8 protein-coding genes are annotated in these 12,691 nt (G+C 66.2%); all 8 read left to right on the top strand.

Going from position 1 to position 12,691, the window contains the following annotated elements:
- The first annotated feature begins 125 nt into the window (after positions 1-125).
- The 8 genes from AC6RV7_RS01785 to AC6RV7_RS01750 all read left to right on the top strand — a co-directional run bounded on the left by AC6RV7_RS01785 (position 126) and on the right by AC6RV7_RS01750 (position 12,689).
- Positions 126-689, top strand: coding sequence for a YcjF family protein (locus AC6RV7_RS01785; RefSeq protein ID WP_500092179.1), 564 nt, complete (start codon positions 126-128; stop codon positions 687-689).
- A 51-nt stretch (positions 690-740) separates the two neighbouring features.
- Positions 741-950: a hypothetical protein gene (locus AC6RV7_RS01780; protein WP_500092178.1), complete on the top strand. Its 210-nt coding sequence runs from the start codon at positions 741-743 to the stop codon at positions 948-950.
- A gap of 347 nt (positions 951-1,297) precedes the next feature.
- Complete coding sequence (locus AC6RV7_RS01775) at positions 1,298-1,876, top strand: YcjF family protein (RefSeq protein ID WP_500092177.1); 579 nt, start codon at positions 1,298-1,300, stop codon at positions 1,874-1,876.
- Positions 1,877-2,002: 126 nt separating this feature from the next.
- Positions 2,003-2,968, top strand: coding sequence for an alpha/beta fold hydrolase (locus tag AC6RV7_RS01770; protein WP_500092176.1), 966 nt, complete (start codon positions 2,003-2,005; stop codon positions 2,966-2,968).
- Between the two features lie 329 nt (positions 2,969-3,297).
- Positions 3,298-10,401 (top strand): SDR family NAD(P)-dependent oxidoreductase, encoded by a 7,104-nt coding sequence (locus tag AC6RV7_RS01765; protein ID WP_500092175.1) that lies wholly within the window; start codon positions 3,298-3,300, stop codon positions 10,399-10,401.
- Positions 10,402-10,409: 8 nt separating this feature from the next.
- Positions 10,410-11,270, top strand: coding sequence for a 3-hydroxyacyl-CoA dehydrogenase family protein (locus AC6RV7_RS01760; protein WP_500092174.1), 861 nt, complete (start codon positions 10,410-10,412; stop codon positions 11,268-11,270).
- Between the two features lie 45 nt (positions 11,271-11,315).
- Positions 11,316-11,570 carry an acyl carrier protein gene (locus AC6RV7_RS01755; protein WP_500092173.1) on the top strand — a complete coding sequence of 85 codons (255 nt, stop codon included), beginning with the start codon at positions 11,316-11,318 and terminating at the stop codon, positions 11,568-11,570.
- A gap of 6 nt (positions 11,571-11,576) precedes the next feature.
- Positions 11,577-12,689, top strand: a complete 1,113-nt coding sequence (locus AC6RV7_RS01750; RefSeq protein WP_500092172.1) for an acyl-CoA dehydrogenase family protein — start codon at positions 11,577-11,579, stop codon at positions 12,687-12,689.
- Positions 12,690-12,691 lie beyond the last annotated feature (2 nt).

Genomic DNA, 12,691 nt, shown 5'->3' with positions numbered 1-12,691 from the left:
TTGAGATGCTGCGGTTGTCAGTGGCAATGTGTGCCGGCCATCGCGTATCCACACGAGGCAGGATCTTCCCTTCTCCGTCCCGCTAATCCAACTACGCCGTCAGGCGTGAATCCCGTATTATAATCATGTCGACTGAGACCCTCGCTCTCTCGTCCCGAGCCGCTACCGCGAACGACATCGTCAACAATCACATCGCCCTGGCGATGGGCGCCGGTCTGATTCCCGTTCCGTGGGTCGATCTGGCCGCCATCACGGCGGTGCAGCTGAAACTCGGCAAGGACCTCGCCGAGCACTATAATGTGAATTACAAGGAGGAGCAGGTGAAGGGCATCGTGGTGGCCCTCCTCGGCGCCTACACGTCGACGGCGGCGGCGGGCACGGCGGCGGCGGCGCTCGCGAAGACGATCCCGGGCTTCGGCTCCGTCGTCGGTATCGTCACGCTTCCCGTGGTGGCGGGCGCGATCACCTACGCCGTGGGCAAGGTGTTCGTCCAGCATTTGGAATCCGGCGGCACGTTCCTCAGCTTCAAGGTGCCGGACGTCCAGGCCGGTTTCCTGCGCGAAGTCGAGAAGGGCAAGCAGGTGGTTTCCGGCAAGACCAGGAACCTCGGCTCCAAGCTCGCGCAATGGTCCGACAAGCTCGAGGCGCGCATCGATGCGACCCTCGCTCCCTATACCAACGCCCGCTGATCGCGGACGGGCTTCTCTATTTCATTCGAAACGGTCCAACTCAAAACAACCATGATCATCACGCCCGGCCTCCTGGTCTATCTGTTCCTCTGCTACGTCATCGCCTTCTTCGCACGTAATCGGAAATTCGGCTTCTGGATCTATTTCATCCTCAGCTTCATCTTCACGCCCCTCATCGGCTTCATCATTGCGCTCGCGTCCGACCGCCGCGTTCCGATCGCGGCTCCGGCGTCGACGCCCGAGACTCCCGCCGGCGCCTGAGCCGGTCTTCGACGGCCGGACGATGTTCGTTCCGGCCGTTTTGGTTTTCGCCGCTCTGCCCGAGAAAAGGGCAGGCGGCCGAAAATCGCCAGCCGCACGGGTTCGACTATCGAACGTGCGCCTTTCGGACTGCGACCAGGTCGGCCTCGGCGGCCGATGGTCCGCTGCTCACGAAATCCTGACCGAAACGAGCTACCATGAAACCTCCCAGGAAACCGCGCAATCCGCAGTCGAGGCGGGCTCGTAACCGTGGCGGGGATACGCCGGGTGCGGCGCCCGCAACCTCGGCGGACACGAACGAAATGCCTTCGTCGGTATCGACTCCACCGGAGCCGGCCGGCGAGCCGATGGCGGCGATCGCCGCCACTGAAATCGTGAACGCAGTGTCGGCGCCGCAAGGTTCGAATGAAGCCGAAGGCTTTTCGGCGTCGGCCGGAACCGATTCCGGCGGAGAGGGCGATGGATCCCCGGCGCCTCGTTTTTTCGATCGGCGGGCGCGGGCCGAACAGATTGTGAAGGATTATGTGCCCCTCGCCGTGGGCGCCGGCATGATTCCGCTACCTGGAGCCGACCTCGCGGCCATTGGCGGCCTGCAACTCAAGGTCCTCGCCTCGCTCGCGGCGCTCTACGAAATCTCATTTTCGAAGTCGCAGGCGCGGTTGATCGTCACCTCGCTGCTCGGCTCCGTGGGCAGCACGGTGCTGGTCGGCGCGGCGCTCGGTAGCGTGGCAAAGTTTGTGCCGATCTTCGGCACGCTGGTGGGCGCGGCGTCGATGCCGGTGGCCGGCGGCGTGATCACGCGCGCGCTGGGCCGCCTGGCCATCGATCACTTCGAGGCGGGCGGCAACCTGGAGACCTTCGATCTCGACGTGGCGCAGAAGGCGTTCCTCGACAAACTCGCCGAGGCGAGGGCCGCCGTCGCATAGTCGGATGCCAAGCACCGAAATTTCGCCCGCGCGCGTCTTTGCGATTGCCCTGCGAGACGACGCCGGGCGTGGTGGACCGCTCGCCACGGGCGCGGATCGCCCGGCCCGCGGCGTCGTCTGCTGAGCATGTTTCACATTGTAGAAAACGACGAACGACACCGGTCCTTGTGGCCCGATTTTCGCCGCCAGGCGCTGCCGCGCGGCTGGCGCTTCACGGGTTTCTCCGGTTCGCGCGAAGCATGCCTCCGCCAGATCGCCGCCGGCGACGCGATGCCTGCTCCGCCGCCGCCCGCCGTGAGCGCGTCGGTGCCAGTCGCCGCGCCGCCGGCACTGCGGCGTCGCGCGATCGCGGTCCCGTTTGCGAAACCGCACGCCGACCTCCGGCTGTTCGTGTTTCCGCACGCCGGCTCGGGCGCGTCCGCCTATCACTTTCTCGCTCGCGCCTGCAAAAACGATCCGGTCGAGGTCAACCTGATCCAGTATCCCGGCCGGGAGATGCGCCTCCGGGAGCCGCCGTGCGAAGACATGGACGCCATGGTCGCATCGCTCGACGACGACCTGCGCGATCTGCTGGCGGGCCGGCCGTTCGCCTTTTTCGGCCACAGCATGGGGTCGCTTGTGGCGTTCGAGTTGACGCGCCGGCTGGCCGCCTCCGGCAGGCCGCTGCCGCAGCAGCTGTTCCTCTCGGGACGCCAGGCGCCGCAATGTCCCGCGCTGAATCTGCCGGTGGATTCGATGAGCGACGCGGAATTTCTCGATGCGGTGGGACGCCGCTACAACGCCCTTCCGGCCGAACTGATGTCGAATCCCGAAATCCTGTCGTTGCTGCTGCCGAGCCTGCGGGCGGATTTCAAGCTCATGGCCGGGCATCGACACCGTCCGGCAGCGCCGCTCGGCGTGAAGCTCACGTTGCTCAACGGCGTGGACGATCCCTGGGTGAACCAGGAGTCCATTGCCGCGTGGCAGGTGCAAAGCGAGTTGCCCATCGAACCGCACTGGTTGCCCGGCGGCCATTTCTACCTGCCGGAGGCCATCGCGACCGTTCGAGACGTGATGCTCCGCGCGCTCGGTCTCGAAGAGACGGCTCGCTGAACCGAACGGCGCCAGGAACACGAACAAAACGTAAACTGACGCAATCTGGATACGCGCGAGCACCTCGCCTTAATATTCGAGATTGTCATTAGGAACCGGAGCGGTGCATCTAATCAGACGGCGTCCAGCATGCCCGCCGAAATTAATTTCGGGGGAGCACAGCGGGATTGTGCCCGAAAAAAGCCGGTCGTTGGCGATCGGCGTCGTTCCTTGTCTCCACTTTCCCACGTCAGTGTTCGCCGTCGTGTCGTCGGATCGCGGCGTGCGCCTAGCGGGGCGCCTTTCCCGGGCGGCCCGAGTCGAATTTCACACCTTTCCAGCTTCGCTTCATGCAGATCCACGCCAGCCGTAACGGTTCGTTGCGTTTGGGTTTCGGGGACCCCGAAACCTTGACGGCGGCGCTGCGCGCGACCGTCCAGTGCGGCACCGGGGGAGTGATTTACATTCGGGCCGACGGGACCGAGCTGCGCCAAAGCTACAAGGAATTGCTGGCCGAGGCCGGACGGATCGCGGGCGGCTTGCGCGCGAGCGGTGTCAGTTCCGGCGATCCGGTGCTGCTGCAACTTGAGGCCGGCGAGGATTTCATTCCGGGTTTCTGGGGATGCGTGCTGGCGGGTGCGATCGCGGTGCCGGTCGCCGTGGCGCCGACGTTTTCCCATCCGAACAGCGCGCTGCAAAAGCTGCTCAACGCGGCGAAATTATTCGATCGCGCTCCGGTGCTCGCCAGCGGCGCCGCAGTCGCCGGACTGCGACAGTTGCCTGTGAACCTCGGCACGCTCGGTGGCGCGGTGCTCGATCTCGGCGAGCTGCGACACGCGTCCACTCACACCGATCTGCCGCAGCCGAAAGCCGACGACGTCGCGGTCCTGCTGCTCACGTCGGGCAGCACGGGTCAGCCCAAAGGCGTGCCGCTCACGCACCGAAATCTCCTCGCGATGGCTGCCGGCACGGCGGAGGCCAACGAATTTACGTCGGCGGAAGTCACGCTCAACTGGATGGCGCTCGACCACGTCGGCTCCGTCTCGTTTCTCGGCACGATGGCGGCCGCGCTCGGTTGCACGCAGATCCACGTGCCGACCGGCTACATCCTGCAGGAGCCGCTGCGCTGGCTGGACCTGATTTCGCGGCACCGTGCCACGATTTCGTGGGCGCCGAATTTCGCGTTCACGCTCTTCCTCGATCGCGCCGCGGCGGTGCAGGCGGGAAAGTGGGACCTGAGCAGCATGCGCTTCCTCGTCAACGCGGGCGAACCCGTGGTGGCGCGCACCGCGCGAAAGTTCATCACGCTGCTGCAAGGCCACGGTCTGCCCGTCGCCGCGCTGCGTCCGGCTTTCGGCATGTCCGAGACCTGCTCCGGTATCACGTGGTCGCGCGGTCTCACGCTCGAGAACACCACCGACGACCAGGCTTTCGTCGATCTCGGGCCCGCGATTCCCGGCGCGGAGATGCGCGTCGTGAACGACACCGGCGTCGAGTTGCCGGAAGGCGAAAGCGGCATGCTGCAGCTGCGCGGCGCGTCCGTCTTTCGTGGATACTACCGCAACCCGGAGGAAAACGCGCGCGTGTTCAAGGATGGCTGGTTCGAGACCGGCGACCTTGCGTTTCTGAAGGACGGCTGCCTCTACATCGCGGGCCGTTTGAAGGACGTGATCATCGTCAATGGCGCGAATTTCTACTGTCACGAGATCGAGACTGCCGCCGAGACCGTGCCGGGCCTGATCAAGACGCACACCGCCGCCTGCGCGGTGCGCGATGCGTCGGCCGAAACCGACCAGCTCGCGCTGTTTTTCTGTCTCGATGCCGAACATCGTTCGCAGGCGGACGCCGTGGCGCGTTCGCTGCGCGCGCGGCTGCTCCAGCAGGTCGGCCTCGCGCCGGCTTATCTCGTCGCCCTTGAAACCAGCGAGGTCCCGAAAACCGAAATCGGCAAGATTCAGCGCGCTCAACTCAAGAAAGCCTTCGAAGCCGGCGCGTATCGCGATCGTGCGATCGGTCTGACGCGCGCCACGCTGGCCAAATCCGCGCGGCCGCGGGCGAAAAGCCGCAGTGAGCTCACGTCCGCGATCGCGGAAATCTGGCAGGAAGTCCTGGGGCTCGAACGCGTCGGTCTCGACGAAACCTTCTTCGAACTCGGCGGGCATTCGTTGCTGATCGTGCAGGTGCAGGTCCGTCTGCAGGAGCTGGTGGGCCGCGCCGTGCCGGTGGTGGAGCTGTTCAACTGCCCGACCGTGCGCACGATGGCGGAGCATTTCGCGAAGGATTTCGCCGCGAGCGAGACTCTCGCCGGCGAGAGCACTTCGAGCGTCGACCGCGCAAAGGCACAGGGCGGTGACGTCGCGATCGTCGGCATCGGTCTGCGTTTTCCTGGCGCGTCGACGCCGGAGGAGTTTTGGCGTCTGCTCGCGGACGGACGCGAGGCGATCACGTTTTTCACCGCGGAGGAGGCGCTCGCTGCCGGCGTCGATCCCGACTTGGTGCGCAATCCGAATCACGTGCGCGCCGCGCCGCTGCTCGACGCGCCGGATGAGTTCGACGCGGAATTTTTCCGCTACAATGCGAAGGAAGCGCGCATGCTCGATCCGCAGCAGCGCGTGTTTCTCGAGGTGTGTTGGGAGGCGTTTGAGGACGCGGGCTACGATCCGCTGACGTTTCCCGGCAAGGTCGGTTTGTTTGCGGCCGCGGGGATGAACGCCTACCTGCCGAACAACCTGTGGGCGAACGACAAGTTCCTCCAGGACGAGAACGGCGGCCGCATGTTGACGGTGGACTCGATGAACGGGTTCAACGTCATGATCACAAATGACAAGGACTACCTGCCGATGCGGGTTTCCTATAAATTGAATCTCCGCGGCCCGAGCGTGAACGTGCAGTCGGCCTGCTCCAGCACGCTCCTCACGCTGCACGAGGCCTGCAAAAGTCTGCGCAACGGCGATTGCGAAATGGCGCTCGCCGGCGGCGTGTCGATCAAGCTGCCGCAACACGCCGGGCATCTCTACAGCCCCGGCATGCTCAACTCGCCGGACGGCCATTGCCGCGCCTACGACGAGAAGGCGGAAGGCACGATCTTCGGCAACGGCGCGGGCGTTGTTTTACTGAAGCCGCTCTCCGCCGCGCTCGCCGCGGGCGATCGCATTTACGCCGTCGTCAAAGGCACCGCGAGCAACAACGACGGCGCCGGCAAGGTAGGGTTCACCGCGCCCAGTTCGGCGGGACAGGAAGATGTTTGCACCGAGGCGATGGCGCGCGCGGGCGTGTCCGCCGAGAGCGTCACCTTCGTCGAAGGCCACGGCACCGGCACCGCGCTCGGCGATCCGATCGAGGTCAATGCCCTCGCCAGCGCGTTTCGCCGCCACACTACGCGCGCGGGTTTTTGCGCGCTCGGTTCGGTAAAAACCAATGTCGGCCATCTCCAGATCGCCTCCGGCATCGCCGGCCTCATCAAGACGACCCTCGCGCTGCACCACCGGCGGATTCCGGGCACGCTGCATTTCGAGAAGCCGAATCCGCGTATCGATTTTTCCACGACGCCGTTCTTCGTGAACCGGCAGACGATCGACTGGGCCTCGCCCGGCGGGCCGCGTCGCGCGGGCGTCAACTCGCTCGGCATCGGCGGTACCAATGTACACGCGATCCTCGAGGAGGCGCCGACGCCGGTTTTGCCCCCCGCCGAACCGGCGCGCGGTCCGTCGGTGGTGCCGCTGTCCGCCCGGCAGCCCGCCGCGCTGCGCCAGCTCGCGTCGCGCTACGCCGCGCAGCTCGCGGACGCGACGGACGAACGTCTCGAGGACCTCGCTTTCACCGCGCAAGTCGGTCGCGCGGCGATGCCGGTGCGAGCGGCGTTTGTGGCCGATTCGCGCGAAGACCTCGTGCGTCAACTCCAGGCCTTCGCCGCGGATGCGACGGAGCTTGCGGCGCCGCTCGACTTCGACGCGCGCGGCGTTGCGTTTCATTTTTCCGGATCGGCGCGCGATGCCGCCGCTCGGGCGCGTCAGCTCTGGTTGACCGAACCGGTCTTTCGCCAGGCCGCGGAAGTGTGCCTCGCGAGCCTCGAAGAAATCGCAAGCGATCCCGTCGCGCGCCTGGCAGACGAAACGAATCTCCCGGCCGCTTTTGCGTCGGCCGATGGCGCGCTCGCGGCTCCGTTTCTGTTCGTCTTCGAATACGCGCTCGCCGAGTTGCTGGCGTCGTATGGCATCGACGCGACGGCGCTGTCGGGCGACGGCGTGGGCGAGGTCGTGGCCGGTTGCCGCGCGGGCGTGTTTTCGATCGCCGACGCACTGCGTCTCGCGCTCGCGCGCGAACGCTGGCTTGCGAGTGCCCGCGGTGCGGATGACGAGCGGGCGTTGAACGAGAGTCTGACGACCATCGCGGTTTCGCCCAACGGCGTTCGCGTGATCTCTGCGATCCTCGGCAACTCGGCGACGGCTGAGCTGACGAACCACGCGCACTGGCTGCGCGTGATCAAAGAAACGGCGCGACCCGACGCGGCGCGTGCGGCGCTTGCGGCGGACGGTTTTCAAGTCGTGCTCGAAATCGGCGGAGCGGTCGACGCGTCCTCCGGGCCGAAGCAATATTTGGCGGCGGCCGATTTTCCGCGGCTGTTGGCCACGCTGTTCACGCTCGGTTTTCCGGTGCGGTGGCGGCAGGGACGGCAGAGTCGTCCGGCGCGCCGCGTGCGGCTGCCCACGTATGCGTGGCAACATCAGTCCTATTGGGTCGAGCCGGTGAATCTGCGCGCGATCCGCGCGATCGGGCCGGCGGAGTCGGCGAATCCGTTGCTCGGACGCCGCTGGCGTTCGCCGCGGGTGAAGTCCTGCATCTACGAAACGCGTTTCGATCCGGCGACGATTCCGTATCTCGCGGAGCATCGCGTTCATGGCGCGATCGTGACGCCCGGCGCGCTGTATTTGTCGGAAGTCGCGCAGCAGGCCGCGGATTTCCTGCCCGGTGCGACCGAGCTTGGCGCGGCGGTGCGGTTGAGCGATGTCGTCTTCGTGAGCGCAATGGTGATCGATCCGCTGCACCCGCGAACCGTGCAGACCGTGTTCACGCCGGACGACGCCGGTGTTCACAGTTTCGAGGTGATCAGCTGGACCGACGCGGCGCCCGACGAGGTGATCGTCCACGCGACCGGCCGTTGCCGCGTCGAGCCCATCGAGCCGGCGACACTGGAGGTCGCGCGTGTGCGTGCCGCGTTGACGCCGGTCAGCGATATCGCCGCTCAGCACTACGCGATCATGGACAAGATGGAAGTCCGGCTCGGGCCGAGCTTCCATTGGATCGGCGAACTGCATCGCGGCGAGCGTCAATCGCTCCTCCGGCTCGACGCGCCTGCGGGCCTCGAGCGGGTGCGCGACTGGCATCCGGGCCTGGTCGATTCGTTTTTGCAGGCGGCGGTGTCCGCCATCGGTCTCGATGGCGCGCGCACGCTGATTCCTTTCCGGGTCGGTCGCGTCTGTTTCCATCGCCCGCCCGATGGCCGGCCGCTTTACGCCCATGCGCAACCGCTGCCCGACTCCGATGCGAATCTCGCGCGGGCAGACGTGCGCCTCTACGACGCCGACGGAATTCTGATTGCGGAAGCGCTCGGTTTCGAACTGCGCAACCTCCAGGCACGCGATGTCGAAGCCGCGTCCGCGACATCGACCGCGCCGAAGTTTTTCGAGACGATCTTTGAGCCGGTCGCGGCTCCGGCATTGCCGATACGCACGAGCGCGGCGGGTGCGTGGTTGTTTTTATCAGACGGCGAGGCGGCGACGCGTGCCTTGCAGCGAGCGTTGGAAGCAGCGGGTGCGACCGTGCGCGAAATTCCGCTCGCGCGCGCGGCGGAGGCGGCAGCGTTGCTCTCCAGTCAGTCGTGGAGCGGGGTGGTGCACGCGTGGAATTTGTCCGCGACGCAACCGGGAGCCTTGCGGTGGCGGGAACTGCTCGCGTGCGTCAAGGCCGCGGCGGCTCGCTCCGCGCAATCGGCGCGCTGGGTTTTCCTCACCGCGACGGGCGCCAATGCGCTCGCGCAGTCGCCGCTCGCCGGTTTCGTGACCGGCCTCGCGCACGAGCATCCGGAGTGGCGTCCGTTGCATCTTGAACTCGATCCGGCCGACGCCGCGGTCGATGCGTGGGTGCCATGGTTGCTCGACACGACCGGCAGCGAGCGCCGGCTCGTGCAGCAGTCGGGTGCGATTTGCGGGCAGCGCCTCGTGGAAAAAACGGTCGCGGCCCACGCCGTCGCGATTCGCGCCGATGGCAGTTATCTGGTCACGGGCGCGGGCGGCGCGCTCGGTCAGGCGGTCGCCGAATGGTTGGTCGCCCGCGGTGCGCGTTCGCTCTGTCTGACGGGGCGACGGGCGGCGTCGGCAGAATTGCAGAACCGGATCGCGAACTGGCAGCAGCGCGGCGTCAGCGCGAATTACGTCGTCGCCGACATGGCCGACGCGCCGTCCGTGCGCGACCTCGTGCGGCAGGCGGCGGCGCTCGCGCCGTTGTGCGGCGTGTTTCACGCGGCGGGCGCCTTGCGGGACGGGTTGCTGCGCCAGGCGGAACCGGAGGCTTTCACGTCGACCTTCGGCGCGAAGATCGGCGGCGCGTGGGAGCTGCATCAGGCGACGAAGGACCAGTCGCTCGATTGCTTTGTGCTGTTTTCCTCGATCGCGTCACTGCTTGGATCCCCGGGGCAGGCGAACTACGCGGCCGGTAATGCTTTCATGGATGCGCTCGCGGAGGAGCGTCGCGCGGCCGGATTGCCGGGCGTCAGCATCCAGTGGGGACCGTGGGACGGCATCGGCATGACCGCGCGGCTCGCCGCCCGCGATCGCGAGCGGTTGCAGCAACGCGGATTGCTGGCGATGGCGCCGGCCGACGCGCTGCGCGCGCTGGAGCAGGCGCTGGGACTTGCGGGCTGCGTCGGCGTGTTGGCGTGGAATCGCCGCGCTTATCGGGCGGCGCTCAACGGCCACGTTCCGGCGTTTTACAACCGTATCCTCGCAACGGAGACAGGCGCGCCCGCGCGATTCGCTGCCGCCGCGCCGGTGGCCGGCCGCAGCTACGAGGCGCTGGCGCCAGCCGAGCGCGCCGAACCGATCGAGCGGCTGATTCGCGAAACGGTCGCCACGCTGCTCGGCCTCGACTCGTATCTGCAGGTCGATCGGGAGAAAGGACTTTTCGATCTCGGCATCGATTCGCTCACCGCGATCGACCTGAAGGACCGGCTGGAAAAATCCTTCGGTCGCACGCTTCGCTCGACGATCGCCTTCGATTATCCGACGGCCGCCGCGATGGCGGTGCACCTGGCGGAGACGTTGTTCCCGGTGGCCGGGAACACGCGACCCGCAGCGGCTCCGATTGCGACGCCGGCGCCGCAGCCGGGTGGGGAAGAGCTCGCGCAATTGAGCGCCGCCGATCTCGAGGCGCTGCTGGAAAAAGAACTCGAGGGCTGAAACCAGTCATGACGCACAAGAAAGTCGGTGTTATCGGCGCGGGCGTGATGGGCACGGGAGTGGCCCAGAATCTCGCGCAAAAGGGAATCGAGGTCGTCCTCGTCGACGTATCCGAAGCGGTGCTGCCGAAGGCTCGCGAGACGATCTTCAACTCGCTGCGCTTTGCCGGCATGATGCGCCGCGACGACGCTCCTGCCGCGGATCCGGAGCAGACGCTCGGCCTGATCGAGTTCACCACGGATTACGAGCGGCTCGGCGACGTGGATTTCGTCGTGGAAAACGTCGTGGAGAAACTCGCGGTCAAGGCGGAGGTTTATCCCCGGCTGGACGCAATCTGCCCGGCAGACTGTATTTTCGCGGCGAATACCTCGTGCATCTCGATCACGAAGCTCGGCGGCTACACCCGGCGGCCGGAGCGGGTTTGCGGCATGCACTTCATGAATCCGGTGCCGCTGAAGAACATGGTCGAGCTGATCCGCGGCCATCACACGACCGACGAAACGGTCGAGCGCGGGAAGGCGTTTCTGAAGCAGATGGGCAAGGACGCGGTCGTGGTGAACGACATGCCCGGCTTCGTTTCCAACCGTGTGCTGATGCTCACGGTCAACGAGGCGATCTGGCTCGTGCAAGACGGCGTGGCGTCGGCGGCGGATGTGGACAAGATTTTCCGCTCCTGCTTCGGGCACAAGATGGGCCCGCTGGAGACCGGCGATCTCATCGGCCTGGACACGATCCTGTATTCGCTCGACGAACTCTACGCTGCTTACGGCGATCCGAAATTCCGCCGCGCGCCGCTGCTGCAGAAAATGGTCGACGCCGGCCTCCACGGCCGGAAGTCGGGCGAAGGTTTCTACAAATACGCGGTCTAGTTTTTCCCGCCGAAGTTCCCTTTCGCCACGCACGCCTTTCCCAACATGACCGAATCAGAAATCCGCGCCAAGGTGCGCGCCTTCCTCGAAAAATTCATCCAGGACCAGGACTTCCAGGATGCGGATAACATCTTCGCCCTCGGCCTGGTGAATTCGCTCATGGCGATGCAGCTCGTGCTGTTCCTGGAAAAGGAATTCGCGGTGAAGTTCAGCAATCAGGAGCTCAACCTGAAGAATTTCCATTCCGTCGACGCGATGGTCGCTCTGCTCGGTCAACGCGGGGTCATCGCCGCCGCCTGATCGGGTATGAGTTTGCAGGCCTACATCGACGAAGCCATCGCGCCGCACGCTGACCGCTGGGACCTTGACGAGCGGATCCCGCGCGCGGTGCTGCAAGAGCTCGCCGGACACGGGCTCCTCGGCGCCAGCGTGCCCGCGGATCAGGGCGGCACCGGACGTTCGGCGGTCGCCTGGGGCGAGGCGCTGGAGTCGATCGGCGAGGCCAGCATGTCGCTGCTGAGCATGCTCACCGTCCACGCGATGTGCACGCATGCCGTTGCGCGCTGGGCGGAAAACGAGGCGCGCACCGAATGGCTGGCGGATCTGGTTTCAGGCCGGAAGCTCGGCGGTTTCGCGTTGAGCGAGCCCGGCGTCGGCAGCGACGCGAAGGCCGTGACCACGCGGTTCGAAGAGGCGGGCAACGACTGGCGCATCACCGGCACGAAACGCTGGATCTCGGCGTCCGAGCTTGCGGACGTGTTTCTCGTCATCGGCCAATCCTCACAGGGACCGACAGCTGCGCTCGTGCCGCGCGAAACGCCCGGGCTCACGATCACGCCGATTCACGGCCTGCTCGGATTTCGCGCTGCGCGGCAGTGCGAGTTGGAGTTCAAGGACGTCCTGGTGCCGCAGCGCTGGACGCTCGCGGGTCCCGGCATGGGGTTTTCGCACGTGGCGAGCGCGGCGCTGGACGTTGGGCGTTTTTGCATCGCGTGCGGATCGACCGGACTCATCCGTGCCTGCGTGCGGGCGAGCGTGAATTACGCGCGCACCCGCAAGCAGTTCGATGTGGTGCTGCGCGAGCATCAACTGATCCAGGCGATGATCGCCGACATGACCACGTCGTATCGCGCGGCGCATGCACTTTGGCGGCAGGCCGCGCAGTCGCGCGACGAGATGCAGCCGGGATCGATCATGGAAACGACGACGGCGAAATATTTCGCCGCCACGGGGTGCGCGCGGGCGGCCAACGACGCCGTGCAGATTCACGGCGCCAACGGCTGCGGTCCCGATTATCCGGTGCAGCGCTATTTCCGCGACGCGCGCGTGACCGAGCTGATCGAGGGCAGCAATCAGATGCAGCAACTCATGATCGCGCGCGATGCGCTGAGCACCTTTGCGACGCGTCGGCGCCGCTGATC

The sequence above is a fragment of the Opitutus sp. sgz309028 genome (assembly GCF_059821195.1).
This window is presented reverse-complemented; position numbering and strand designations above follow the sequence as displayed.

Coding starts and splice junctions, on each gene's coding strand:
- AC6RV7_RS01755 (WP_500092173.1), top strand. CDS start 11,316: ATGACCGAATCAGAAATCCGCGCCAAGGTGCGCGCCTTCCTCGAAAAA.
- AC6RV7_RS01775 (WP_500092177.1), top strand. CDS start 1,298: ATGGCGGCGATCGCCGCCACTGAAATCGTGAACGCAGTGTCGGCGCCG.
- AC6RV7_RS01770 (WP_500092176.1), top strand. CDS start 2,003: ATGTTTCACATTGTAGAAAACGACGAACGACACCGGTCCTTGTGGCCC.
- AC6RV7_RS01760 (WP_500092174.1), top strand. CDS start 10,410: ATGACGCACAAGAAAGTCGGTGTTATCGGCGCGGGCGTGATGGGCACG.
- AC6RV7_RS01780 (WP_500092178.1), top strand. CDS start 741: ATGATCATCACGCCCGGCCTCCTGGTCTATCTGTTCCTCTGCTACGTC.
- AC6RV7_RS01765 (WP_500092175.1), top strand. CDS start 3,298: ATGCAGATCCACGCCAGCCGTAACGGTTCGTTGCGTTTGGGTTTCGGG.
- AC6RV7_RS01785 (WP_500092179.1), top strand. CDS start 126: ATGTCGACTGAGACCCTCGCTCTCTCGTCCCGAGCCGCTACCGCGAAC.
- AC6RV7_RS01750 (WP_500092172.1), top strand. CDS start 11,577: ATGAGTTTGCAGGCCTACATCGACGAAGCCATCGCGCCGCACGCTGAC.